This window comes from Bacillus cereus group sp. BfR-BA-01331 (assembly GCF_022663915.1).
Lineage (GTDB): Bacteria > Bacillota > Bacilli > Bacillales > Bacillaceae_G > Bacillus_A > Bacillus_A mycoides.
Window position 1 is genome coordinate 307,998 of the sequence record NZ_JAKUGJ010000006.1, and the last position, 24,271, is coordinate 332,268.

Sequence of the window (24,271 nt, forward strand, 5' to 3'; positions counted from 1 at the left end):
CCTTATCCAAATATTTATAAAGACAACTGTTTAATGTTTTTTACCACTGTAATCGTAAGTTACCATTACTATCAAAAGTACCTTTGTGTGTATCTTCTTGATAGTCATTATTCTCATTAGCATAATGCTCAGAGTAGAGTCCTTTTGCACCAAAGGCGTTATATGCACCATTACTAACAGTAGCATTTAATGCTCTTCCAGATTCATGGGATCCTAACTTATCCGAGGCGCTTTCAATATATGAATAGCTTCCTTTTGAATTAATAAAAGAGATTGCTACTGAACAGCGAGATGCATTTTGATTCGTAGTCGTTTGAGCTCTGTAAGATAGTAGATTACCGCTTTTGTGACCACTTAAAGTTGGATAGAATGCACTTGTTGAGATTGATGTTGCTAATAATACTAAAGTCGTAATTGAAAAAACCTTTCCTTTCATTAACAATCACCTCATAAATTAAATAGTTTAGTAGCGCTACATCGTCATAATACCCTTCAAGCAAATTTTGCTCAATAATAAACCCATATGTTTTACAAACTCTTTAAACACTTAAACATTAATACATTTTTAAAAAGTAACGTATAAGTAGCAATACAAAAAAGGCTGCAGAGAACTCCTTCTCCACAGCCTAATTATTATTTTTGCAAAAACGCCTGTAAATCTGCAAATTGTCTCTTTGCATCTTCATAGCCTTGCTCATATAAACTTTGTAATTTAGCCGTATCCTTTTCCATACGATCTACTTGAAGCGGCACTTCTGGGCGAATAACAAATAAATTACCCGCTTGCTCTTCTTTTTCAATGTAGTGAAGTGTTTCATTATACACTTCATAACGATTCAGCATCGTATTTACAAGGTTTGGATACTTCTTATAAGCCTTTGCTGCAATCCAACCAAATTTTGATTTTTTCTTCGCGTAACCATGATTTCTCGTCAAAATAACGACTGATTTTTTAAATCCATCTTCCTGTGCTTTACGAACTGGGATCGGATCTGAAATCCCGCCATCTAACAATTGCTTACCTCGGTAGTTTACTGCCGGTGCAATGAAAGGTAATGAACTAGATGCTTGCAATAAATTTAGTGCATCATCATTCGTTCCCTCTTTTTCAAAATAAACAGACTGTCCTGTTTCACAATCAGTTGTTCCTACAAGGAAACGCTCTGGACTATTAAAGTATGTTTCAAAATCAAACGGTACATGCTTTTCTGGAATTTCATGAAAAATGAATTCCATATCAAATAGCTGACGTTTTTTCCACAAGTTTTTATACGATAAATACTGCGGATGTGATGCATAATCAATATTTACTGTTTTATTTCTATTTCTTTGTCTGGAAAGATACGACGCTGCATGACAAGCACCAGCTGATACACCAATTACATATGGAAAATATAAATCTTGTTCCATAAAATATTCTAATATCCCGCCCGTATATACACCACGCATACCGCCGCCTTCTAATACTAATCCCGTATTTTCAAGCATGTTATTCTCTCCTCTTTATATATATTGACTCTTTAATTATTCACTATGTTAAGTATCTTTTTCTATTATATATGAGTTCTTTCAGAAATTATATTTAAAAGGCTTGAAATGGAGGGATTTTTTCTTCCAATTATATTTCCAAATGACCAGAGACATCCTTTATAAACCTTTGAATAAAATCTTGCTCTTCTTTCGTATATCCATCTAAAAGTAACAGCCACTTTTCTTCAGCTTGTTTATGCAATTTTTCATGAGCTTTATATATTTCATTTCCTCTTTCCGTTAAGCGGAAGAAAATTTCTTTTTGATTATCTAACATTTGCATTTTCTCAACGAATTGCTTTTGAAACAACTTTGTACAAATTTTAGAGATTGCACCCTTCGTCATTCCCATTTCTGTCGTAATAGCCGTTACATTCATAAGACCCTTTTTTCCGATACACTCGATAACATGTAACTCAGATAAAGACATACCGCTTACACCTGTCTCACGAAGAAACTTCTCATTATTTCCTTTCAACTGCTCTTCTTTTTTATGAAAAAGTGTACGAATATCCGAAAGTATTTCCATTTGTTTCGCTGTACGTTCCAATCCGTTCGCCTCCTAAGTTTCCAAAGAAACAATTTAACTATATACCATTTTAAAATCATTTCTCCATCTTTACAAGTTAGAAAATCATGTTAAAATTAATTTAGTTTCCAAGGAAACTAAATGACAAGGAGGTTAACATTATGGAAAAAACCAAACTGAATTTCATTTTATATGTTGTCTGTATGAGTGCCTTACTCGGTTCCTTCGCTCAAAATATTTATACACCTATCTTGCCGATGATTCAAAATTCGTTTCATACTTCTCTTTATCTTGTAAATTTAACCGTTTCACTTTTCACATTCGTTCTTGCGGTTATGCAGCTCATATACGGACCTTTAATTGATACAAAGGGCAGAAAATCTGTCCTTATCCCTAGTTTAATTATTAGTACAATCGGCTCAATTGGTTGTGCTTTCTCACCTAACATTTACTTATTTCTATTCTTTAGAGCTGTTCAAGCTTTAGGAATAGCGGCTATACCTATAGTTGCAGCAACTATTATCGGTGATTTATTTGAAGGAAAAGAACGCGGAGAAGCGATGAGCCTTTATCAAATGTTACTTGCTCTCGCACCTGCGATCGGCCCTCTCATAGGTGGTTATCTCGGCAGTATAAATGGCCACTTATCTGTATTTCTGTTTTTATCTACAATTGGCATCATCTTATTAATTATAAACATTTCACTACTTCCAGAAACAAAACCAAATGTAATTGAGCAACCTAAAGCAAAAAAGAATTACTGGCTTATCTTAAAAAATAAAACTGGATTTTCTATTACACTTATTGGCTTTATTCAATTTTGTATGTATTTCTGTTTCCTCGTTTTTTTGCCTAGCATATTAACAAATATATATCATCTACACGCAAGTGAAATTGGTCTTATGTTTGTACCAATGTCCCTTTCTATTATGTTAGGAAGTTATGGCTACAAATTTTTGCAAGAACGGTTCACAACAAAGCAAGCTTTATTCATTACTAGCTTCTTCAATATTATATGTATCACTTTATTCTCTTTCACATATAGCATCAATATCCCAATCATCATTATCGTTACCTCTTTATACGGTTTTAGCATGGGACTCTCTATGCCAACTCACACTACTTTATTAACGGAAGAATTCGTACAAGAACGCGCAACAGCTATCGGTATGTACAACTTCATTCGCTATTTTGGCATGGGTACAGGACCTATTGTAGGTGGGTTTCTTTTATTTAATCAAAATTACTTTTGGATTTTCTTTATAGGAGCAGTTACATTTCTACTTATAGTTTTATACGCAATGAAAATGTTACATTCCCATGCTGCACAAAAAGCAAAATAGAGACCTATAGATGGTCTCTTAAGCTCTTTGATCAGCAACGATATGAATATCAATACACTTCGTTTGTCTCATAATTTCATTTACAATAGAACCTTTTCGTATTTCTTCCCACCGTGTTCTCGCCGATTGCCCGAGTAAAACTTGTGTCACCTGTAGTCTTTTTGCAACTTCAATAATAACATCAGCGGGCTTTCTTCCCTTTGCTTCTTCTAATACAAAGCTCGCATCAAATTGATTCGTTAGCGATTTCCATTCTTCAATCGTTTGCTTTTTGCCAGCTGAAATAGAATCTATATTTTCTCTTTCAACGTTTAACACATACAATTCAGCATTTAACCGATCAGCCATGCGCCAACCTCTCCGTATTAATTTCTCTGCTGTTGAACTGTATTGTACACAAACGAGAATTTTTTCTTTCACACCGATCGGTTCTATTACTGTTTGGCTAATTTTCTCATCCATATCATCTGCAACTTCTCGAAGTGATAACTCTCTTAATGCCCCTAAATTATTTATCGTAAAGAAGTTTTGTAAGCTTTGTTGAATTTTTTCTTCCTTATATATCTTTCCATCGATTAATCTCTTCCGGAGTACCTCAGGTGTTGCATCAACAAGTTGAATTTCATTTGCTTTTTGCAAAATAAAATCTGGAATACGCTCTCTTACTTTTACATTCGTAATTTGAGCTACAATGTCATGAACACTTTCTAAATGTTGAATATTAAATGCTGATAATACAGATATACCGGCATCTAACAATTCCTGCACATCCATGTAACGTTTCTTATTTTTCGACCCGGGAATATTACTATGCGCAAGTTCATCCACAACAACAATTTGTGGTGCCCGCTTTATAATTCCTTCTACATCAAGCTCATAAAATACTTTCTCTTTATAATCTATTTCTTTTAAAGGAACTTTTTCTAAATCAGCAATTGCTTCTTCTGTCTCTTCCCTCCCATGTGTTTCAATTAAACCAATTACAATATCAATACCATCCTTTTTCATTTCTCTAGCATCATAGAGCATTTTATAACTTTTCCCTACTCCTGGAGCCGCTCCTACATATAGCTTTAACTTCCCTCGATTTTGTTGACGAATGTATTCTAGATACTCTTCTGGTGTTCGCCTTTGAAACGTCGGTTTATAGTCATCCGCATACAAAACACTCACAACCTTTCTTTCGAAACAACACTACCTCAATCCGTTAGATTGAGGTAGCACTGTTACTATTTCATTAATTTCTGTAATTCTAAATTTAACTTTAAGACGTTCACGCGATCTTCTCCAAACAAGCCAAGTGCAGCACCTTCCGTTTGATCCTTAATCAGTTGATTCAGCTTTTCTTTCGGAATATTCGTTAATTTCGAGATGCGATCTACCTGCACAGAAGCCGCTTTTGGACTAATGTCAGGATCAAGCCCTGAACCCGAATTCGTCACTAAATCTATCGGTACTTCTGTAACTGGAACAGCCCGGTTTTGTTTCTTCCAGTCTTCAATACTTTTCTCAACTCGTTTTGCTAAATCTGGATCAGACGGCGCATAGTTATTTGAGCCAGATGCTTCTGCTTTATATTCTATACTAGAAACACGTCCATGAAAATAACGTGGATCTGTGAAATTTTGACCGATTAATTTTGAACCAACTACTTCATCCTTATCATTATATATAAGACTTCCATCCGCATTATCCTTCATTACCGCTTGCGCAATACCAGTTACAATAAGCGGGTATACAAGGCCGCACAAGACTAAGAACGTAAAAGTAATACGAATAATTGGTGAAAGTATACTTTGTTTTTCCGCCATCTTTTTTCCCCTCTTCCTTATATGAACAAGCCGACAATCATATCAATTACTTTAATTCCAATGAATGGAACGATCACTCCGCCAAGCCCGTAAATGAGTAAGTTTCTGCTAAGCAATGCATTAGAACTCATTGGTTTATATGCGATACCTTTCATCGCTAGCGGAATAAGTAACGGAATAATAACCGCATTAAATATTAATGCTGATAAGATTGCTGAAAGCGGTGATGTTAATTTCATAATGTTTAATGCTTCCATTTGCGGAATCGCAAGTGTAAACATTGCTGGAATGATTGCAAAATATTTTGCAATATCATTCGCAATACTAAACGTCGTTAATGCACCTCGTGTCATTAACAATTGCTTACCGATTCCTACAACCTCAATAATTTTAGTTGGATTCGAATCTAAATCGATCATATTTGCTGCTTCTTTCGCAGCTGTCGTACCACTATTCATCGCTAACCCAACGTCAGCTTGCGCTAATGCCGGGGCATCATTTGTACCATCACCTGTCATCGCTACAAGTTTACCTTTATCTTGCTCTGCTTTAATAACTGCAATTTTATCTTCTGGTTTACACTCGGCAACGAATTCATCTACCCCTGCTTCTTTTGCAATTGTTGCTGCTGTTAATGGGTTATCCCCTGTACACATAACCGTTTTAATTCCCATTTGGCGCAATTGTTCAAAACGCTCACGCATACCAGGTTTTACTGTATCCTTTAAATAAATTAAACCGTAAATACGATCATCCACTGCAACTACAAGTGGTGTTCCACCCTCTTTTGAAATTAAATCTGCTTTTTGATTCACATCTTTCGGAATCGTTCCGCCTTTTGATTGAACCCATTCAATAACGGCACCAACAGCACCTTTTCTTACTTTCGTTCCATCCTGTAAATCAACACCACTCATTCTCGTTTCTGCTTTAAACGGAACAAATTCACCTTGTTCTGCAAGTTCTCTATTATATGATATAGATTTCGTTTGTACATATTCTATAACTGATCGACCTTCTGGTGTTTCGTCTAAAACTGAGCTAATCGCAGCCCATTTTCCTACTTGCTCAATCGTTTCATTCCCTACAGGGAGTAGTGTATGTGCCATCCGGTTCCCGAAAGTGATCGTACCTGTTTTATCTAAAATAATTGTATTAATATCACCCGCAGCTTCTACTGCTTTCCCTGACATTGCTAATACATTGAACTTTGTTACGCGGTCCATCCCAGCAATACCAATTGCCGATAATAACCCACCAATTGTCGTTGGAATGAGACAAACTAACAATGCAACAAGTACAGCTGTATCAATTTGAAACCCTAAATAATTTGTGAAAATCGGCAACGTCACAACAACGATTAAGAAAATAAGAGTTAAGCTCGTTAATACTGTATTTAAAGCAATCTCATTCGGCGTTTTTTGACGAGCAGCTCCTTCTACTAAAGAAATCATTTTATCAATAAATGATTCACCAGGATTACTCGTAATCACAATCGTAATCTCATCACTTACGACCATCGTACCGCCTGTTACTGAACAAAAATCGCCACCTGCTTCTTTTATAACAGGAGCTGATTCCCCTGTAATTGCTGATTCATCTACAGACGCTAATCCTTTAATTACTTCACCATCATTCGGAATCATTTCCCCTTGTTTTACAATAACAACGTCACCTTTTCTCAGCTCAGTTGCTGAAACTTGAACAATGTCTCCATTTTCTTTTACAACATTTGCAAACACATCTTTCTTCGATTGTTTTAAAGAATCAGCTTGCGCTTTACCACGCCCTTCAGCTAAAGCTTCTGCAAAGTTAGCAAATAAAACTGTAAATAATAGAATGAGAGAAACTGTTATATTAAACCACCCTGGTACACTACTAGAACTACTTGGAAGAAAGGATAAAATTAACGTAATGATAAATCCAATTTCCACAACGAACATAATCGGATTCTTTATCATTACTTTCGGATTCAATTTCGCAAAGGATTGTTTCATCGCATGTGTCACGATATCACGATCCATCGTTTTCGCTTGTCTAACCTCATCTTCTACAGCATGTATTTGTGACTGATCTACTTGTTTTTCTTTTACTACTACCGGTCTCATCATTTACCCTCCATTACTTCAATGTAAGAAATTCTGCAATTGGGCCGAGTACTAACATCGGGAAGAATGTTAACGCACCAACAATTACAATTGTTCCGATAAATATCCCTCCAAATAAACCATTATCTGTACGGAACGTTCCGACTGTTTCTGGTACTACCGTCTTCTCTTTCAGTGAAGCTGCAACAGCTAGCATCGTAATTAAACTGAAATAGCGTCCTAAAAACATAACTAAACCAGTCGTAATATTCCAAAACGGTGTATTATCCCTCAATCCTTCAAATCCAGATCCGTTATTCGCAGCTGATGATGTATACTCATAAACAACTTGCGTTAAACCGTGGAAACCGGAATGAGAAATTGCATCCGTTCCTAAACTTGTTGAAAGAGCTAATGCCGAAAATCCTAAAATAAGCAATGGATGAAATAATATCGTTACCGCAATTAATTTCATTTCCTTCCCTTCAATTTTCTTACCTAAAAACTCTGGTGTCCGTCCAACCATTAACCCAGATATAAAGACTGCAATAATTGCATACATGATAATGTTAACAAAGCCTGCTCCAACACCGCCGTATACTGTATTTAACATCATATTTACGAGTGGAACTAGACCACCAATTGGTGTTAACGTATCATGCATCGTATTAACGGCCCCTGTTTCCGCAGCTGTCGTTACTGTCGCATAAAGGGAAGAAAATACTGTTCCAAATCGGACTTCTTTTCCTTCTGTACTTCCTTGTACATGTTCGATACCCATTCCATTTAACACTGGATTTCCATGTAATTCAGATGTTGTAATCGTTATAAATCCTAGTAAAAATACCATGAATAGTGAAACGAAAAGGATACGACCTTGTTTTTTATTTCCTACCATTCGTCCGTACGTAAATGGAAGTGCTGTTGGCAATAACATCATAAGCATCATTTGCAAAATATTACTCATTTGCCCTGGATTTTCAAAAGGATGTGTAGAGTTTGCCCCGAAAAATCCACCGCCGTTATTTCCAAGTTCCTTAATTGAAACGAATGATGCAACTGGACCACGTAAAATACTTTGCTTCGCACCATCAATTGTTTGTGCTGTAACTGCTCCATCTAACGTTTGTGGTACACCAAGTGCGACAAAGACTAACGCCGCAATAAATGCGATAGGAAGAAAAACTCTCGTTAATGCTCTCGTAAAATCAACGAAAAAGTTACCGAGTTCTTTTCCAGCGAGTCCTCTTATAAAAGCCATAACGAGCGCTAACGTCGTTGCTGGTGCCGCAAACATTAAAAATGTAATTCCGACTAATTGTGATAAATAAGATAAACCATTTTCGCCGCTATAATGCTGTAAGTTTGTATCAGCCATAAAACTAATTGCCGTATTAAAAGCGAGCGTAGGCTCCATCCCTTCAATATGCGCTGGATTTAATGGCAATACGCCTTGTAATCTGAAAATGAAATATACGACAACAATCATAAATCCATTGAGTAAAACTAATGATAATGCGTACTGTTTCCACGTTTGATTGTATGCTTTTACACCCGTAATTTTAAAAATAAGTTTTTCAAAAGGCCCAAATACTTTATCTAGCGTTTTGCTACCTTGAAAAGCTTTTTCTAAATAAATCCCCGTTGGCTTTGCTACTAGAATAAACAAGAGCATTGTAATAACGACTGCAACCCAAATCATAATGAATGATTCCCCCTAATTAAAACTTTTCTGGATTTAATAATGCGTACACTAAGTACACCGTAATCGCTGCAACAATAACCGATAAGGCAATCATCATGATTGCTTCCCTTCTTTCACAACTTTATCTGACCAACTTGCAAGACTTGCCATCGATGCGACTAACCCAACAAAAATACCGATCATTACGACATCTAACATAACTACCCCTCACTTTTTGTTAAATTTTACCATCTAGTTATCAAAAAAAGAACACTAAGCTCTACTTAGTGTTCGAAACGAACAACACAAAGTAAACCTCCTCTCTAAACGCTTACGAGGTTAGCTGTCGGATTCGGGCCTAAAGAGTAGCCCTACTTTCAAAATTGAAAGATTCACCCCAAGTGACGATGCACAAAATTGGTTCCCCCGCTCCATTTCTGGAACTCAGCGATTTTAGGTTTTTTTTGGAAATTTCATGAATGATTTATGAGAGTAAATATACTCCTCTAAATTTAACTTGTAAAGGGGTAAATTACTGAAAATAAGAAAATATCCATCTATTTAAGCGTTTACATTAGTTGTTATTAATATTTTTTCATCTGTTTTCTCGTCTTTCCTTTCTTTTTCACAGAAATGATCTTTTAAATACGAAATAAAAAGAGCGAATTACATGAAGTGCATAGCATGTTGCACTCAGCATTCGCTCTTTTTTCATTCAATCTTTATTCTCCTCGTAAAAAAGCACGCAAATTTCTCCCTCGAATATAAACTTGTGATAATTCTGCATGTAACTGCTCATATTCGGTAATATCCGCCTCTAAATACAAAACATCTTTTGATGGTAATATAATATATGGCCCTGGAAAAAGAGGATCGAGCACTACCAATTCGTGAACTCTCTCTACCGATACCGCCCAACGATTCGCTATATCTCCTAGTAACAACACTTTCATCTTTATTTCCCCCGCCCTATTCAAAAAATAAAAAAGAAATATTATCACAGTTCGTAAACACTACAAATTTAGCTCCAATTGTTTCATAGAGCCTGGCCGGATATCGTTTATTCCTTGTAACAACAGTAATAGGCGCTTGAAAAGAAAAACGAATGCGTTCTGTGAAAAAACTAACTATCGGAAGCTCATCTCCTAGTAAAATCACCTTCTTAATACGCTCGCAAATACTAGTAAAATCCTGATCCTTATTACAGCTATAAGTCCAATCAAATCCACAATTTCTAACTTGATCTGCTATCTCTTCATTTGCTGTAAAAATAATTAACTCATGCTGAAATGCTGCTAGCTCTCTTAAACTCTTTACCTTATTTTCTTCTCCAACGCAAATAAGCGTTAATTCCATGTACCTCATCCTCCTTAGCATAAAAGAACTCAAACATAGATTGATATTCTCCTATACTAATCAGACCGACGAAGTGATATATCCATCATGGCACCGCCCTCTCTCAAGACGCTTACGAAGTTAGCTGTCGGATTCGGGCTTTGAGAGTAGCCCTACTTTCAAAATTGAAAGATTCACCCCTAGTGACGACGCACAAATTGGTTCCTCCGCTCCATACATTTGGACTCAGCGTATTACAAAAAATGTATTCTGGCTGATATATTACTCCTGTATTTGGAAAAAGTAAACAATGAAAAATCCTTAAGGTGGATTTTTCATTGTTGCTAGACATTATAAATATTTATATTCAATAGGAATTTTCATGAGTCGTATTGTAATAATACTAAATAAAAAAATGATTAAAAATTAAACGTGAAACGAGGATACTATATGACCGAGGATAAAAAGAATAATTTTATTAAAATAATAAACATTCTAGGTAATTCGTTACTTTTAATTCTAGTGATTTTAGTTACTATTACTAGTTATACTGAATTCCGTACTACACTAGAAATCATTTTTTTAATTTCTTGTTTGTTATTAATTTATAGTAAATACTTAAGTAATAATAAGAAAGCTATGATTCCATACCTTATATTTTTAATATTAATATCATCACACCTTTTATATATTTTATTTATCTAAAAGGACGCATTTAAACAAGATACCCAAATCAAATTCACTACCATATATTAAACTTTTATTAATCATTAACCTTAATAACCAGTGAGGATATAGCCCCACTGGTTGAATTTCCACTTATGCACGCGCTTTATTCAATTTATACGCAAAATGATTCGTCGGCCCATGACCACTTCCAATATTCAACGGCTCTTCAATCGCTATACTAATAAATCGTTTTGCTTCTTGAACCGCCTCTTCCATCAAGTAGCCTTTCGCAAGTCCTGCTGTAACCGCTGAAGCAAATGTACACCCGCTTCCGTGCGTTTGCTTCGAAGGAATTCGCTCGCTTCTAAATTCAATAAACGCTTCTCCATCGAAGAGTAAATCAATTACTTCATTCCCTTGATATTCTGCATGTCCGCCCTTCATAAGAACATATTTAGCTCCTAATTCATGCAATACTTTTGCAGCTTCCTTACTATCTTCTACATTATGAATCTCCATTCCAGTTAACACTTCTGCTTCAGGAACATTCGGTGTTACAACAGTTGCTACTGGCAATAAATATTCCTTTAATGCTTGTACTGCTTCTTGTTGTAATAATGATGCCCCGCCTTTTGCAATCATAACAGGATCTAGCACAATATTATTCCAGCCGAATTTTTTAATATGTTCTGCAACAATTTGAATAATTTCACTGCTAAATAACATTCCTAATTTTACAGCATCTGGCGTTAAATCCGTACCAATTGAATTCAGCTGTTCCGTAATTCCTTCTAAAGAAACAGGATATACCCCTTGAACGCCAAGCGTATTTTGAGCAGTAATTGCTGTAATAGCCGTCATTCCATACACACCAAGCTCTTGGAATGTTTTTAAATCCGCCTGAATCCCAGCGCCGCCTCCGCTATCAGACCCTGCAATTGTTAAAGCTTTATTCACTTTCATTCCACTCATCCTTTTCTACCCAAAATAGCGATGATAAATTGTTTTCGCTTCGCTTATATCTTTCGTTCCATGTACAAGTACACGGCCATCTTTAAAAGCAACTAATCTCTTTTCTTCAACCGAAAATGATAATAAATATGGATTTACATTTAAATCATTCACACGATCATTCAGCAATTTTTTATATTGTTCAAAATCCATTTCCTCTTTATGAGGTGGTCTAATTTGAACTGTATTTCTCCCGCATAACACCGCTGTTTTTGAAGTATTTTCCTTATTTAAATACGGATATAATGCTTGCTCACCACATGATAGACAATTATGTTTACGAAGCTTTTGCACATTCATACATGAATACTCATTTTTCCATACATCAAATGACACAAGTCCATCTCGAAGCGAGTCATAATCTTCTACTAGCAGTTTAAGTGTTTCCGTTACTTGATGAGAAACGACGAGAGATACAGCAGGTGATATAATCCCCGCTGTGTCACATGTCGCTCCGCCAAGTGGAATCGATTGTAATAAACAAGATAAACATGGCGTTTTGCCTGGAAGAATAGTATAAGAAAGACCGTAACTTCCTACACATGCCCCGTAAACCCATGGAATAGAATATTTTTGCGCTACATCATTCACAATGAAACGCGTTTCGAAATTATCAGTCGCATCGATGATTACATCAACATTTGTAACGTGTTCTTCTAATTCTTCAGCCGTTACATCTTGAACGAGAGCTTCTACTCTTACTTCACTATTAATCTCTTCTAGACGTTTTTTTGCCGCCACAGCCTTCGGAAGGTTATTCTCTACATCACGCTCTGCATACAATTGCTGCCTTTGTAAATTACTCCAATCTACATAATCGCGGTCAACAATTGTTACCTTACCAACGCCTGCCCTTACAAACATCTCTGCATTTGCACTACCTAATGCACCCGCACCGATAATAAGTACATGCTTTTCCCCTAGCTTTTGTTGCCCTTCTTCCCCAATTGGAGAAAATAGTTCTTGGCGAGAATATCGATTATTCAACTACGCTCATTCCTTCTAAAGGACTACTTGCTGTCGCGCAGCGCTTGCGTGCAATACGACCTGCTTCAAACCCTAATCGTCCTGCCTCAATACCTAATTTCATTGCGTATGCCATTTTAATAGGATCGTTCGCTCCAGATACTGCAGTATTTAATAACACACCATCTGCTCCTAATTCCATTGCAAATGCTGCATCAGCTGGACTACCAATACCAGCGTCAACGATAACTGGTACTGTCGCTTGTTCAATAATGAAACTTAAATTTAATGGATTTACAATACCAAGCCCTGAGCCAATCGGTGATGCTCCTGGCATAATCGCGTGTACACCAAGTTCTTGTAGTTTGCGTGCTAATACAACATCATCAGATGTGTAAGGAAGAACGATAAATCCTTCTTCTAGTAACATTTCAGATGCCTTTAACGTTTCTACTGGATCAGGTAATAACGTTCTATCATCACCAATAACTTCTACTTTTATCATGTCACAAAGTCCAGAGGCTTTTGCTAATTTTGCAATACGAACAGCTTCTTCAGCATTTTTTGCTCCTGCTGTATTCGGTAATAACGTATATTTTTTTACATCAAGTTTCTCTAATAAATTAGGCTGCTTCGCATCAAATATATCCATACGACGTACTGCGAATGTTAAAATCTCAGCCTCAGAAACATCAATTGCCTTTTGCTGCACATCAAAATCAGGGAATTTCCCTGTTCCTAATAAAAGTCTAGAATGAAATGAAAATTGTCCAATGTTTAACATAATCAACCGCCTCCTACGAAAGTTACAATCTCAATTTGGTCCCCATCAAAAACAGATGTATCGTTATGATCATCTTTTTGTAAAATATCTTTATTACGTTCTACTACAACAATTCTGTTATCTAACTCTAAATGTGTAAGTAGCCCAGCTACTGTTTTTACACTCTCTGGTACTTCAATTTGGTTACCATTAATTTTTAAATTCAAACTTCCATCCCCTTTCTACACCATTTTAGAAAGCAATAAATCTAGCAAGTGATTCTCCTGCTCTCCTTCTATTAAATCAGCCATATACTGACCAGAAACAGGACTTAATAAAATGCCGTTTCGATAATGGCCCGTACAAGCATATAAACCTTTTATTTCTTCATGCTCTCCCATATAAGGAGCTTGATGATTAGACTGCGGTCTTAACCCAGCCCACGTACTTTCCCATTCTGCTTCTTTTAAAGCAGGCAATATTGTGTAGGCACGCTCTAATATGGAAGTAATACTTTCTGGTTGTACAGATTTATTAAATGTATGAGGCTTCATCGTTGCCCCAATCACATAACGGCCACCGCGCTTCGGCGTAATATAAAACCTCTCCTGGAAAATAGGAGCTTTCAACAGAGGTTTCCTGCTTCTTACTGCAACAACCTCCCCCTTAACAGGATATGTACCCCAATCACTCTGAAAATAATGTAGCAATTTCGTACTCCATGATCCTCCGGCGATAACGACCTTTTCACATGTGATTACACCTTCGCTTGTCACAATTCCAGTCACTTTATTATTTTCAATACGAATATCAAACACTTCTGTTTGTTCATATATATCAGCTCCGGAAATTGCTGCAGAATGTGCGAATGCTTTCGTAAGCTCTGGCGCAATAACGTGACCATCTTTCGGATAATATACCGCTCCTATAATTGACTCGGATAGAAATGGCTCTTTTTCCCGTAAATGGTCCCCCGTTAGAAAATAGGAATCTTCACCTGTTTTCTGTTGCCAATCCATAATATGAAGAATTCTTTCCTTCTCATCTTCATTTTGAGCGATGCGATAAATGCCCTTTTCTTCATACCCAATATCGATGCCTGTTTTTTCACGTAAAACTGCTGCAAGTTGTGGAAATATAGCACGGCTTTCTCTAGCAAGCTCAAACAGCGGATCATATGCATCCCACTCTGCCTGAACACCGAGCAAACCAGCAGCTGCTTTCGAAGCTTCAGATGCGATTCTTTGTTTCTCTATAATCGCTACTTTATGCCCTCTTTCTGCTAGAAAGTGTGCAACTGAGCTACCAATTACACCTCCGCCAATAATCGCTACATCATACTTCTTACACATGTTTTTCCGCCCACTTTCTTATTGATTCCTTATAAGATTTCGCCCTGCTATACGGATTACTACTGCTTATAATCCCAGACATAACAGCAATGCCACTTACACCATTTGCAAGAACATCACCTGTATTTTCAGGGGTAATCCCACCAATTGCAGTTATTGGTATGGATAAGCATCTTGCCATATGAGCAATTTCTTCTAATCCTCTTGCTGGCACATCCTTTTTACAAGCCGTTGGAAATACATGACCGTAAACGAGTGAATCCGCTCCATTTTTAAATGCCACTATCGCTTCATCTAAAGAATGTACTGAATAGCCAACATGCAAATAAGAAAACTTTTCTTTCACCGACCTTACATCTGCGCTTCGATATCCTAGCTGCACACGCGGAATATTTAATAGAATAGCAATATCAATTCGATCATTTATCACTATCTTCGATGCCGGAAAGCCTTTCCCCAAAAGACTTTCCACACCTTCATACAATTCCTTCGTGCTCTTCTCACGCTCACGAATATGCAAATAATCAATCTCACTCTCAATTTGCATCGCTACATTCACTAATTCTTCAAATGGCATATGGCCATTTGAGATTACATGAAGCTCATTTTTCATATTCATTCGCCTACTTTAAAATGTTTTCGAATAATTCATTGGCTGGAACAATTTCTTTCGCCATTCCTTTGTCTTTCAACCATTTATTTTGTTTCTCCCATGACTCTTTTGAATCCGATAAGAATGGCTCATCTTTCGTTTCCATCTTCTCTAATAAAATTTTCATACTTTCTTTTTCAACTTCTGGTACAAGTGGGAAGTTTTCTTTTTCTTGATGATCTAATAAAATATTTAATGCTTCATCCGGATTTTTCTTCATGAAATCATATCCCTTTTTCGCACCACGTAAAAAGGCCTGTAATGCTTCTTTATCCTTTTTCAAAGTTTTATCACCTGTTACAAACACAAGCTCATGATAATTCGGCACACCGTAATCAGCTGGATTAAAGTACGCTGGTTCATGGCCCTCATGACGCATAACAGGTACTTCATGGTTAATGTATGCTCCTGTTACAGCATCCACTTTTTTCGTAATTAACGCTGGTACTAAATCGAATCCAACATCGACTACTTTTACTGTATCTGGATTACCACCATCTTCTTTTACCATCGTTTTTAAATATGCTTCACTTAAAGGGGTCCCAGAATATCCAACTGTTTTTCCTTCTAAGTCTTTAGGTGACTTAATACCTGCTGATTTCAGCGATACAACATGATTTAACGGCGAACGTACGACAGCTCCAATTGATTTCACTGGAATTTGTTCATTTGCTTTTGCCATGACAACATCTGGTTGATAATACAAGCCAACGGTCACTTTCCCTGCTGCCGCTAGCGTTAATGGATCAGTCGGATTAGAAGGGAATTTAATATTCACCTTGACTCCTTCTTCTTTAAAGTATCCTTTTTCAATTGCCGTATAAATAAAGCTATGTACCGCATTCGGGTACCAATCAAGCATTACTGTTATTTCTTTTTCTGATTTATTCTTATCTGATGCCGAGTTACTCGAACATCCCGCAATCATTGCAACTAATAATGTAAACACAAAGATGCGTTTTAATAATTTCATGAATGTTTCCTCCAACTAATGAATTTCTTTTCTAATGTGGAAATAAGTATGACGAAGAAAATAGCTAATAATGATAACAATACAATTGGTGCAAATACACCAGCTCCGTCTAACTGTGTCATCATTCTTTTACTGAAATATCCAAGCCCAGCTTGTGCACCGAGCCATTCTCCAATTGCTGCCCCGATCACACTAAGCGGAACTGCAATTTTTAACGCTGAGAAAAAGTAAGGAAGAGCAGATGGCAACTTTAGCTTTAGAAAAATATCTTTTTTTGTTGCACCATACGTGACTAAGAGCTCCTCCCATTCTTTTTTCGTACTACGCAGTCCATCATACGTATTGACCGCAATTGGGAAAAACGTAATTAAAACGGTAACAACAACCTTGCTCCAGATGGTATATCCAAACCATAAAACGAAGAGCGGCGCAAGCGCAGTAATCGGGATTGTTTGTGAAGCAACTAATAACGGATAAAATGCTCTTTCCATCCACGTACTCGCATTCATTAACATTGCTAGCCCTACGCCCAGTACGATAGAAATAACAATGCCTATTAAAACGACGTACAACGTTGCAGGTAAATGAACCGTAAATAATATATCTTTCAGCACCCATATCTTCATTACAATTGCAGAAGGTGATGGCAAAATGTACATCTCATCTACAATTCTTGCTCCTACTTCCCATAGAGCAAGTAGAATTCCACTTAATATAAGGGCAGGTAATAACTCCTTCAAGCGATTCATCATACAAGTACCTGCCTTTGTAACATACTAAGGAGCTCTTCTTTAAGCGCTAACACTTCAGGTTTATATAAATCTTTTCTTGTTCGGTTACGATCAAGCGGCACAATTCGCTCAGTTAAAGTTGCTATCGGTTGATTTTCTACAACCAAAATTCGATTAGAAAGAAACAATGCTTCTTCAACATCATGAGTGATAAATAAAATTGTTTTTTTCCACTCTTTCCATTGTTCAAACAACCATTCTTGCAAAGATGCCTTCGTTAAAGCGTCCAATGCACTAAAAGGTTCATCTAACAATAATATCTCCCCGCCTGTTAATAAAGTTCGGATAAAAGATACGCGTTGCCTCATACCACCAGATAAATCTTTCGGATATTTTTTCTCGTACCCTTGTAAACCAAATTTATGTAACAGTTCTTTCGCTTTTACTTGCGCTTCTTTCTTCTGCACACCTTGGCACTCTAGCGGCAGAGCCGCATTCTCAATAATCGTCCTCCACGGCAAGAGCATATCTTTTTGGGGCATATACCCTACAGGATGACTCTTTGTTTTTGTCAGCTCTATCTGTCCAGTACTTGCCTCTTCTAAGCCTGTAATAAGGCGAAATAAAGTACTTTTCCCGCATCCACTCGGTCCGATAATACTTACAAACTCTTTATCTTGTATAGAAGCATTTAATTCATCGATGATTGGTTTCTCATCATAATGAAAGGAAACATTATGAAACTGTAGTATGTTCTTGCTCCTCAAAACCCCACATCTCCTTACGATAAGCCATATCCCAGAATAAATATTCAAATCGGCTGGAATATAAGAAAATCTCCTCTAATCGGTCTAGCTCTTTCTCTGACTTTCCAACTGCCATTTCATTTAATAAATCTATTAACCAAATACAAAGGTTACCGTATTCTTCAGAACTATATCCTTGAATCCACTCTCCAAAGAACTCATGATCTCTTGCTCCAGGAATATCATTTAAACGCTTTCCAATCTCCCAATAACTCCACATACATGGAAGTAAAGCTGATATTAATTCTGCAAGTGTGCCATTTTGAGATACAGACATCATGTAATTTGTATATGCTAAATTTTTAGCAGATGGTTTCGCAGATTCTATCTCCTCTACAGTAATGCCAAGTTTGTTTGCATACTGTTTATGGATCGTCATTTCTCCATTTAAAATCCCATCAATTTGCTCTGCAAATTTTGCCATAACTTGTGGATTCGTTGCCTTTACAACCCCAATTGCATATAGCTTTGCATAATCTAACAAATATAAATAATCTTGAATAATATAGTACTGGAATTTGTCTTTTTCCAACGTACCATCCCCCATACCTACTACAAACGGATGATTATGACTTTTCTCCCAAACAGGCTGCACCGTATTAAATAATCTTTCACAAAATTTCATTAATAATTCCCCTTCCTATATATCTATTTATTTCAATAAAAAAACCACTTCTGTATATAAGAAGTGGTTACAGCAAATAAAATTATAATTTATTCGTTGTTCCACTTCCCTTCGCTAGTATTATCTAGATCAGGTGTTGTAAGGGTTAAGGATTATTCCTCTCTCAGCACGAAAAGCACCCCTAGTGGTGTTAATATGAAATTTTCAAATAAAAAAGCCCCGTTTCTATACGCAAAGAAACGGGGACTCATTGTTAATGTCCGAATTGCTTCCCTACGCTAGCATAATCTAGATCAGGTAATAAAAAGGATCAAAGGCTTATGGCCCTACTCTCAGCTGGCAACACCAGCCCTCCTAGCAAACTATAAAATTATCACTGTCAGTATAACATCGCCATAAGACATCATCAACTGTTTTAATTTTCTTAATTGCGAATTAAATCTTAACGTGTTAAACAAATATAAATGCGACCTCACAAATGATATATACAATATTTATATACGAATCTCTCTTCTGACATTATTTTTATTGATTTCATATTACATTTATGTGAATACGACCAATATATTATATCTTTATACTATAATAAAATTACAACTATACAACTAGAGGAGGTCTTTATTACATGAATATGAAAGCCACAGCTTTAACAGCAACTACTATCGCAATTGCTTCTTTACTTCCTTCTATGGGAGAATCCGATATACAAACAGCGGCTGCTAAGCAACCATCTACAGTAAAAACTGGATATGTAAAAATTGACAACGTTGCACTACATCAAAATAGCCATACAGACAGTGCAATAGTTGATACCATTCGATTTAATAGCCCGGTTACTATTCTTGAAACAGTTCAAGATTGGTATAAAGTATCTGTTAACAACAAAACAGGCTATATGAAAAAAGATGCAATTCTATTCAAAAAAAATGTTCAACCAAAGTCTCAATATATCGTAAATGCAAACGCATTAAACGTTCGTTCTGAACCTAATACAGAGTCTTCTATTCTAGATATATTACCAAATGGTCAATTCATTACCATTCAAGGTGAACAAGGAGATTGGTACAAAATATTACATAACGGTCAAATTGGTTACGTACAAAAAACATTTGTATCTAATGGATCCACACCTCTAGTAAAAGGTGTAACAGTACAAGGTTCTCCTTCTTATACTGTTGCAACACCAAAATTAAATGTACGTAGCAATGCTAGCACAAGTGGCACTCTACTTGGCTCATTACAAAATGGTACACAAGTACAAGTAGTAGAAACGGTAGGTACTTGGTATAAAATTCGTTTTGGCACAGGATACGGATATGTAGCAAAACACTATGTAGTGCAAAATCAAAATCAAGCACAAGCTAAAACAGCTCAACCTGCATCAATTCCAGCAGTTTTCAAATTCCCTACTCAAGGGAAAATCAGCTCCACTTTTGATATGCGCTGGGAGCAAATGCATTATGGTATAGATATAGCAGCACAAGGAAATGTCTCTATTCAAGCTGCTGCTGCAGGTAAGGTTGTGAAATCTTATTATTCGGCTAGCTACGGCAATGTCGTGTTCATCGCCCATCAAATAAATGGGAAATTATATACAACAGTTTATGCTCATATGAAGGATCGCACTGTACAAGCTGGTGATCAAGTACAAACTGGACAATTAGTAGGTCATATGGGAAACACAGGTCATTCATACGGGCAACATCTCCATTTTGAATTACATAATGGGGAATGGAATTTTGAAAAAACAAATGCAGTAAACCCACTGCCATATTTAGTTAGGTAAATTATATGCCACGCAATATACCTCTCTTTATTGAATACCTGGCCTTTTTAGGTTTAATCTGTTGTTTAATCATTTATAATACGAACACTGTATTTTTATCTATTATTATTGCTTTTGTTGCTTTAGAAATCATTATGGAAGCATTACAAATGCGGCTAAAACAAAAAATTGCCCATATTTATAATGTGATTTTTCTTTTAAGTGCTCTTATAACAAATATAATTAGTAATGGTTTTTATTTATCTACCGTACTTCCTGTATTCTTTATAGGTGTTTTATTATTCATAGCTAGATACGTTCATGTTCCTAATAACCAAAAACATGAACAAGAAGCTTAGAAAGAGGAGACACTGTGTACCAATCTTTCAAAGATAATCCAATGAAATATATATTGAATTTATATGAAAAAATGAATACTTTTTTTGGTATACAAGGAAGTTATACTGCACAATTTCTCCTTTATGGAATGTTATTTCTTATCTTAGTTACTTTCTCCTTGCTTTACTAACAAAAAAAGGATCTCACATAAACTTGAGATCCTTTTTAATTTATATTAATTTTTAATATGAAAAATATGGTTTATCCACAAGCATATTTTTCATAAATGAAACTAAGATTATATTTTTTCTCTAAGCTCATTCTTTGTTCATCGTCGCACCAATAGAAAAGAATATCATGAATCGTTGCATAACGCTTATTTTTAAGAAATAGTTTAAAGAATGATGGTAAACAATCATGTAATTGTATAAATATATAATTGCGTAGTATTTCTTCTTTGTATTCAATTCCCTTACAAATATACAGTAATTCTTCACAGTAATATGCATGCTGTGGAACTTGGATCATTTCGAAAAATGGTACATATGATAGTAGCTTTCCAATAAAATGACCATACCGATCCATTACCCCTATCGTCATATGCTCCATCATTTCTTTCATCACATATAAATAATCATCTACATGAGTTGTCTTTAAAGGGTCTAATCGATCGGAAATTTGTGAAAGTACAGCTCTTTGACAAGCTAAAACTGCTTGACTAGGTCCATAATATGATAGGAAGTCTGTACACTTACGATACTTTCGTAATAAGTCATGTGTATATAAATCATATACAAAAGTATTACAATACATTGCCAGACTCATCATATCACTATTTAATTGCTCTTTTGACAGTGTTTTAGCTCGCTTACACATATAAAAGAATGTAAATTCCAATACTTCTTTATGAGATAATAGATGTTTGCAATCTGTTATACATTTCTCACTAAATTTAACTCGATCCCAAATTTCTACATCCTCAGCTGTTAATTCACCAATACGATATTTAATAATTAAATAGTTTAAAGCAACTGCTTTCGTCAAAAGATCCCATGTTTCATACTCCAATGAAGTTCGGACAAATTCATCTAGCCCTTGGGTTATCATAAAAGCATTTGCCTCTTCATACCAACCAATCTCTTGACATAAACGAAGAATACGTACTAGAGTTGGAATTTCATCTTTATGAAACTGCGGTAAATTCTTTACTTTATTCATGCCATATACGATAAATGGCGCTAAATTTTCTTCTTTATAAAATTCTTTTTCTTTCCATACTAATATAGTTCGCTCTTTCCCTTCACCTTTTGGATGACAAGGTACAAGCAAAGAAAATAACTCAGCGAAATCATTTGGTTCTATATATGTATCTGTAACCAAATTCCAATTTGGATCGCCCTGTACAGCCCTCATATAATTCCCCTTCCCTTTTTATCCCGCTATTTGCGGGCAGTAAGACTCCCACCTCAAAATTCTGCGAATGCGAGGAAGTTAGGTGGGAGATAAAACTGCCCATAAAAGCCCGATTGGTTCAACTAATAATTATTGGGGGATGGACACCCCCCAATAATTAAAGTTTCACTTTATCTACGTAGGAAATATTAATTCATTATTACATCATTAACAACGAATATTGTTATATTCAAAATCTATAATAACACTTATATCTCTCAGTATATCATTTTTTCTCTTATTAAAAATTAGGAATGACAAATTTAAAAAAACTGTCAAAAATATTGACTCTATACTTATTATATAATGTCTCAGATACATCACGCTAACATATTAGTTTAATCCGTATATACTAGAATAATGTATCTGATCTTTATACATAATTTATTCCATATGCTCTGAGATTTCACTTAAAGCAAACCCTGCTTGATCATCTGCTGATTTTCTTATAGCTAAATCACCTAGTGCTAGCATCCCAACAAGTTGACCGCTCTCAACAACCGGTAACCGTCTAATTTGATATTGTGCCATTAATTCTGTAGCTTTTTCAATAGAATCGTCTGGAGAAACTGAAACAATGTTTGTTGTCATTACATTTGTAATTTGATTAGATCCAGGATGTTTTTCAGCAATCCCACGAACAACTAAGTCTCGATCAGTAACAAGCCCAACAACTTGTTTATTTTCAATAACAGGAATCAATCCAACCGATTCTTCCTTCATTTTTACAGCTGCCTCATATACATTGTCTAATGGTGTACAATGTACGATATGAGTACTCATAATTTCTCGAACTTGCGTCATTTTTCATCTCCTCCTTTTAATACATACCATAGCTTTTCCTAAATCCCTTTATTTATTTCAGGAAAATAAGGTGATAAAAAGAGGCTTATACATAATAAAAAAGAGTCAGCATATTGCTGACTCTTTTTTTATGACCCGTACGGGATTCGAACCCGTGTTACCGCCGTGAAAGGGCGGTGTCTTAACCACTTGACCAACGGGCCATGGCTCCGCAGGTAGGACTCGAACCTACGACCGATCGGTTAACAGCCGATAGCTCTACCACTGAGCTACTGCGGAATATATATGGTGGGCCTAAATGGACTCGAACCATCGACCTCACGCTTATCAGGCGTGCGCTCTAACCAGCTGAGCTATAGGCCCATATACTTTACAGGGGCAGTAGGAATTGAACCCACACTGGAGGTTTTGGAGACCTCAGTTCTACCTTTAAACTATGCCCCTAAATGGTGCCGGCTAGAGGACTTGAACCCCCAACCTACTGATTACAAGTCAGTTGCTCTACCAATTGAGCTAAGCCGGCATAAAAAAAACAAAAAAATGGTGGCTCGGGACGGAATCGAACCGCCGACACGAGGATTTTCAGTCCTCTGCTCTACCGACTGAGCTACCGAGCCAACATAAAATGGCGGTCCCGACCGGGGTCGAACCGGCGATCTCCTGCGTGACAGGCAGGCATGTTAACCACTACACCACGGGACCATTGGTTGCGGGGACAGGATTTGAACCTGCGACCTTCGGATTATGAGCCCGACGAGCTACCGTACTGCTCCACCCCGCGACGATATTATGTTTTAAAAATAAATGGAGGAGGTAGAGGGATTCGAACCCCCGCGCGACTCTCGCCGCCTGTCGGTTTTCAAGACCGATCCCTTCAGCCGAACTTGGGTATACCTCCATGAAGGAAAAATTAATATCTTATTCATTTTTATATGTAACTAAACCACTTTTTAAAAAAATGGAGGAGGTAGAGGGATTCGAACCCCCGCGCGACTCTCGCCGCCTGTCGGTTTTCAAGACCGATCCCTTCAGCCGAACTTGGGT

26 protein-coding genes, 9 tRNA genes and 4 riboswitches are annotated in these 24,271 nt (G+C 36.5%); of the genes, 3 read left to right on the plus strand and 32 right to left on the minus strand.

From position 1 onward, the window contains the following. Positions 1 to 40: 40 nt before the first annotated feature. From MR155_RS14315 to MR155_RS14325, 3 genes are all read right to left on the minus strand, one after another. Positions 41 to 436 carry a hypothetical protein gene (locus tag MR155_RS14315; RefSeq protein WP_000676986.1) on the minus strand — a complete coding sequence of 132 codons (396 nt, stop codon included), beginning with the start codon at positions 434 to 436 and terminating at the stop codon, positions 41 to 43. A 197-nt stretch (positions 437 to 633) separates the two neighbouring features. Beyond that, on the minus strand, positions 634 to 1,488 hold the full coding sequence (locus MR155_RS14320) for a patatin-like phospholipase family protein (protein ID WP_002140445.1): 855 nt from the start codon (positions 1,486 to 1,488) through the stop codon (positions 634 to 636). 130 nt (positions 1,489 to 1,618) lie between these two features. Then, entirely contained in the window at positions 1,619 to 2,059 is a 441-nt protein-coding gene (locus tag MR155_RS14325; protein WP_372585447.1) for a MarR family transcriptional regulator, read from the minus strand. 161 nt (positions 2,060 to 2,220) lie between these two features. Between MR155_RS14325 and MR155_RS14330 the strand changes: the two genes are divergently transcribed. Further along, a complete protein-coding gene (locus MR155_RS14330; RefSeq protein WP_242310287.1) occupies positions 2,221 to 3,402 on the plus strand; it encodes an MFS transporter in 1,182 nt (393 codons plus the stop codon). Positions 3,403 to 3,420: 18 nt separating this feature from the next. Here MR155_RS14330 and kdpDN read toward each other — a convergent pair whose 3' ends face one another. From kdpDN to tenA, 18 genes are all read right to left on the minus strand, one after another. Next, positions 3,421 to 4,575, minus strand: a complete 1,155-nt coding sequence (kdpDN, locus tag MR155_RS14335) for a KdpD-like non-kinase potassium sensor (protein ID WP_242310289.1) — start codon at positions 4,573 to 4,575, stop codon at positions 3,421 to 3,423. Positions 4,576 to 4,631: 56 nt separating this feature from the next. Beyond that, positions 4,632 to 5,213, minus strand: a complete 582-nt coding sequence (gene kdpC, locus MR155_RS14340) for a K(+)-transporting ATPase subunit C (protein ID WP_219300001.1) — start codon at positions 5,211 to 5,213, stop codon at positions 4,632 to 4,634. 17 nt (positions 5,214 to 5,230) lie between these two features. Then, positions 5,231 to 7,321, minus strand: coding sequence for a potassium-transporting ATPase subunit KdpB (gene kdpB, locus MR155_RS14345; protein WP_219300003.1), 2,091 nt, complete (start codon positions 7,319 to 7,321; stop codon positions 5,231 to 5,233). A 13-nt stretch (positions 7,322 to 7,334) separates the two neighbouring features. Continuing rightward, positions 7,335 to 9,002: a potassium-transporting ATPase subunit KdpA gene (kdpA, locus tag MR155_RS14350; RefSeq protein ID WP_113936764.1), complete on the minus strand. Its 1,668-nt coding sequence runs from the start codon at positions 9,000 to 9,002 to the stop codon at positions 7,335 to 7,337. 19 nt (positions 9,003 to 9,021) lie between these two features. Beyond that, positions 9,022 to 9,102: a K(+)-transporting ATPase subunit F gene (gene kdpF, locus MR155_RS14355; protein ID WP_000972378.1), complete on the minus strand. Its 81-nt coding sequence runs from the start codon at positions 9,100 to 9,102 to the stop codon at positions 9,022 to 9,024. Beyond that, positions 9,099 to 9,203 carry a SipW-dependent-type signal peptide-containing protein gene (locus MR155_RS14360; protein WP_000887888.1) on the minus strand — a complete coding sequence of 35 codons (105 nt, stop codon included), beginning with the start codon at positions 9,201 to 9,203 and terminating at the stop codon, positions 9,099 to 9,101. The genes kdpF and MR155_RS14360 overlap by 4 nt, the downstream gene beginning before the upstream one ends. A gap of 95 nt (positions 9,204 to 9,298) precedes the next feature. Further along, a riboswitch (cyclic di-AMP (ydaO/yuaA leader) is annotated at positions 9,299 to 9,444 on the minus strand. Positions 9,445 to 9,706: 262 nt separating this feature from the next. Then, positions 9,707 to 9,937, minus strand: coding sequence for a hypothetical protein (locus MR155_RS14365; RefSeq protein WP_044444605.1), 231 nt, complete (start codon positions 9,935 to 9,937; stop codon positions 9,707 to 9,709). Positions 9,938 to 9,953: 16 nt separating this feature from the next. Then, positions 9,954 to 10,340, minus strand: a complete 387-nt coding sequence (locus MR155_RS14370) for a hypothetical protein (protein WP_219300005.1) — start codon at positions 10,338 to 10,340, stop codon at positions 9,954 to 9,956. 93 nt (positions 10,341 to 10,433) lie between these two features. Then, a riboswitch (cyclic di-AMP (ydaO/yuaA leader) is annotated at positions 10,434 to 10,581 on the minus strand. A gap of 557 nt (positions 10,582 to 11,138) precedes the next feature. Continuing rightward, the gene (thiD, locus tag MR155_RS14375; protein ID WP_219300006.1) at positions 11,139 to 11,960 is read right to left on the minus strand and encodes a bifunctional hydroxymethylpyrimidine kinase/phosphomethylpyrimidine kinase; all 822 of its coding nucleotides are present in this window, start codon (positions 11,958 to 11,960) and stop codon (positions 11,139 to 11,141) included. 6 nt (positions 11,961 to 11,966) lie between these two features. After that, positions 11,967 to 12,986, minus strand: coding sequence for a thiazole biosynthesis adenylyltransferase ThiF (thiF, locus tag MR155_RS14380; protein WP_219300008.1), 1,020 nt, complete (start codon positions 12,984 to 12,986; stop codon positions 11,967 to 11,969). Next, positions 12,979 to 13,749, minus strand: coding sequence for a thiazole synthase (gene thiG, locus MR155_RS14385; RefSeq protein ID WP_002186754.1), 771 nt, complete (start codon positions 13,747 to 13,749; stop codon positions 12,979 to 12,981). The genes thiF and thiG overlap by 8 nt, the downstream gene beginning before the upstream one ends. Positions 13,750 to 13,751: 2 nt before the next feature. Next, entirely contained in the window at positions 13,752 to 13,955 is a 204-nt protein-coding gene (gene thiS / locus MR155_RS14390) for a sulfur carrier protein ThiS (RefSeq protein WP_001049509.1), read from the minus strand. A 15-nt stretch (positions 13,956 to 13,970) separates the two neighbouring features. Further along, complete coding sequence (gene thiO, locus MR155_RS14395) at positions 13,971 to 15,080, minus strand: glycine oxidase ThiO (protein ID WP_219300009.1); 1,110 nt, start codon at positions 15,078 to 15,080, stop codon at positions 13,971 to 13,973. Further along, entirely contained in the window at positions 15,073 to 15,693 is a 621-nt protein-coding gene (gene tenI / locus MR155_RS14400; RefSeq protein ID WP_113936771.1) for a thiazole tautomerase TenI, read from the minus strand. Before tenI ends, thiO begins: the two co-directional genes overlap by 8 nt. Positions 15,694 to 15,703: 10 nt before the next feature. Next, complete coding sequence (locus MR155_RS14405) at positions 15,704 to 16,705, minus strand: ABC transporter substrate-binding protein (protein ID WP_113936772.1); 1,002 nt, start codon at positions 16,703 to 16,705, stop codon at positions 15,704 to 15,706. Continuing rightward, positions 16,702 to 17,454: an ABC transporter permease gene (locus MR155_RS14410; protein ID WP_113936784.1), complete on the minus strand. Its 753-nt coding sequence runs from the start codon at positions 17,452 to 17,454 to the stop codon at positions 16,702 to 16,704. Before MR155_RS14410 ends, MR155_RS14405 begins: the two co-directional genes overlap by 4 nt. Then, on the minus strand, positions 17,454 to 18,203 hold the full coding sequence (locus tag MR155_RS14415) for an ABC transporter ATP-binding protein (RefSeq protein ID WP_219300010.1): 750 nt from the start codon (positions 18,201 to 18,203) through the stop codon (positions 17,454 to 17,456). The genes MR155_RS14410 and MR155_RS14415 overlap by 1 nt, the downstream gene beginning before the upstream one ends. After that, a complete protein-coding gene (tenA, locus tag MR155_RS14420; RefSeq protein WP_219300011.1) occupies positions 18,172 to 18,867 on the minus strand; it encodes a thiaminase II in 696 nt (231 codons plus the stop codon). Before tenA ends, MR155_RS14415 begins: the two co-directional genes overlap by 32 nt. Before the next feature lie 89 nt (positions 18,868 to 18,956). After that, positions 18,957 to 19,060, minus strand: a riboswitch (TPP riboswitch). 60 nt (positions 19,061 to 19,120) lie between these two features. Further along, a riboswitch (TPP riboswitch) is annotated at positions 19,121 to 19,233 on the minus strand. A gap of 259 nt (positions 19,234 to 19,492) precedes the next feature. On the opposite strand from tenA, the gene MR155_RS14425 reads away from it, so the two are divergent. After that, positions 19,493 to 20,653, plus strand: coding sequence for an SH3 domain-containing protein (locus MR155_RS14425; RefSeq protein WP_002029853.1), 1,161 nt, complete (start codon positions 19,493 to 19,495; stop codon positions 20,651 to 20,653). A gap of 5 nt (positions 20,654 to 20,658) precedes the next feature. Further along, positions 20,659 to 20,991: a hypothetical protein gene (locus MR155_RS14430; RefSeq protein ID WP_002010638.1), complete on the plus strand. Its 333-nt coding sequence runs from the start codon at positions 20,659 to 20,661 to the stop codon at positions 20,989 to 20,991. Between the two features lie 241 nt (positions 20,992 to 21,232). Here MR155_RS14430 and MR155_RS14435 read toward each other — a convergent pair whose 3' ends face one another. The 11 genes from MR155_RS14435 to MR155_RS14485 form a co-directional block, all read right to left on the minus strand. Further along, positions 21,233 to 22,384, minus strand: a complete 1,152-nt coding sequence (locus MR155_RS14435; protein WP_098635838.1) for a DUF3965 domain-containing protein — start codon at positions 22,382 to 22,384, stop codon at positions 21,233 to 21,235. Between the two features lie 423 nt (positions 22,385 to 22,807). Further along, entirely contained in the window at positions 22,808 to 23,227 is a 420-nt protein-coding gene (locus tag MR155_RS14440) for a CBS domain-containing protein (protein WP_242310291.1), read from the minus strand. A 131-nt stretch (positions 23,228 to 23,358) separates the two neighbouring features. Continuing rightward, positions 23,359 to 23,430: transfer RNA gene (locus tag MR155_RS14445), tRNA-Glu, on the minus strand. 1 nt (position 23,431) lies between these two features. Then, positions 23,432 to 23,506 (minus strand) — tRNA-Asn (locus MR155_RS14450). Between the two features lie 7 nt (positions 23,507 to 23,513). After that, positions 23,514 to 23,590, minus strand: a tRNA-Ile gene (locus MR155_RS14455). A gap of 10 nt (positions 23,591 to 23,600) precedes the next feature. Then, positions 23,601 to 23,671, minus strand: a tRNA-Trp gene (locus MR155_RS14460). A 3-nt stretch (positions 23,672 to 23,674) separates the two neighbouring features. Continuing rightward, positions 23,675 to 23,750: transfer RNA gene (locus MR155_RS14465), tRNA-Thr, on the minus strand. Positions 23,751 to 23,768: 18 nt separating this feature from the next. Next, positions 23,769 to 23,844 (minus strand) — tRNA-Phe (locus MR155_RS14470). A gap of 9 nt (positions 23,845 to 23,853) precedes the next feature. Beyond that, a tRNA-Asp gene (locus MR155_RS14475) sits at positions 23,854 to 23,929 on the minus strand. Between the two features lie 2 nt (positions 23,930 to 23,931). Beyond that, positions 23,932 to 24,008, minus strand: a tRNA-Met gene (locus MR155_RS14480). Between the two features lie 24 nt (positions 24,009 to 24,032). Beyond that, a tRNA-Ser gene (locus tag MR155_RS14485) sits at positions 24,033 to 24,125 on the minus strand. Positions 24,126 to 24,271: the final 146 nt, after the last annotated feature.

Excerpts from the sequence above, each read along its gene's own strand:
- MR155_RS14315 (WP_000676986.1), bottom strand. The coding sequence starts at position 436 with ATGAAAGGAAAGGTTTTTTCAATTACGACTTTAGTATTATTAGCAACA.
- MR155_RS14320 (WP_002140445.1), bottom strand. The coding sequence starts at position 1,488 with ATGCTTGAAAATACGGGATTAGTATTAGAAGGCGGCGGTATGCGTGGT.
- MR155_RS14325 (WP_372585447.1), bottom strand. The coding sequence starts at position 2,059 with ATGGAAATACTTTCGGATATTCGTACACTTTTTCATAAAAAAGAAGAG.
- MR155_RS14330 (WP_242310287.1), top strand. The coding sequence starts at position 2,221 with ATGGAAAAAACCAAACTGAATTTCATTTTATATGTTGTCTGTATGAGT.
- kdpC (WP_219300001.1), bottom strand. The coding sequence starts at position 5,213 with ATGGCGGAAAAACAAAGTATACTTTCACCAATTATTCGTATTACTTTT.
- kdpB (WP_219300003.1), bottom strand. The coding sequence starts at position 7,321 with ATGAGACCGGTAGTAGTAAAAGAAAAACAAGTAGATCAGTCACAAATA.
- kdpA (WP_113936764.1), bottom strand. The coding sequence starts at position 9,002 with ATGATTTGGGTTGCAGTCGTTATTACAATGCTCTTGTTTATTCTAGTA.
- kdpF (WP_000972378.1), bottom strand. The coding sequence starts at position 9,102 with ATGATGATTGCCTTATCGGTTATTGTTGCAGCGATTACGGTGTACTTA.
- MR155_RS14360 (WP_000887888.1), bottom strand. The coding sequence starts at position 9,203 with ATGTTAGATGTCGTAATGATCGGTATTTTTGTTGGGTTAGTCGCATCG.
- MR155_RS14365 (WP_044444605.1), bottom strand. The coding sequence starts at position 9,937 with ATGAAAGTGTTGTTACTAGGAGATATAGCGAATCGTTGGGCGGTATCG.
- MR155_RS14370 (WP_219300005.1), bottom strand. The coding sequence starts at position 10,340 with ATGGAATTAACGCTTATTTGCGTTGGAGAAGAAAATAAGGTAAAGAGT.
- thiD (WP_219300006.1), bottom strand. The coding sequence starts at position 11,960 with ATGAGTGGAATGAAAGTGAATAAAGCTTTAACAATTGCAGGGTCTGAT.
- thiG (WP_002186754.1), bottom strand. The coding sequence starts at position 13,749 with ATGTTAAACATTGGACAATTTTCATTTCATTCTAGACTTTTATTAGGA.
- thiO (WP_219300009.1), bottom strand. The coding sequence starts at position 15,080 with ATGTGTAAGAAGTATGATGTAGCGATTATTGGCGGAGGTGTAATTGGT.
- tenI (WP_113936771.1), bottom strand. The coding sequence starts at position 15,693 with ATGAAAAATGAGCTTCATGTAATCTCAAATGGCCATATGCCATTTGAA.
- MR155_RS14405 (WP_113936772.1), bottom strand. The coding sequence starts at position 16,705 with ATGAAATTATTAAAACGCATCTTTGTGTTTACATTATTAGTTGCAATG.
- MR155_RS14410 (WP_113936784.1), bottom strand. The coding sequence starts at position 17,454 with ATGAATCGCTTGAAGGAGTTATTACCTGCCCTTATATTAAGTGGAATT.
- tenA (WP_219300011.1), bottom strand. The coding sequence starts at position 18,867 with ATGAAATTTTGTGAAAGATTATTTAATACGGTGCAGCCTGTTTGGGAG.
- MR155_RS14425 (WP_002029853.1), top strand. The coding sequence starts at position 19,493 with ATGAATATGAAAGCCACAGCTTTAACAGCAACTACTATCGCAATTGCT.
- MR155_RS14430 (WP_002010638.1), top strand. The coding sequence starts at position 20,659 with ATGCCACGCAATATACCTCTCTTTATTGAATACCTGGCCTTTTTAGGT.
- MR155_RS14435 (WP_098635838.1), bottom strand. The coding sequence starts at position 22,384 with ATGAGGGCTGTACAGGGCGATCCAAATTGGAATTTGGTTACAGATACA.
- MR155_RS14440 (WP_242310291.1), bottom strand. The coding sequence starts at position 23,227 with ATGACGCAAGTTCGAGAAATTATGAGTACTCATATCGTACATTGTACA.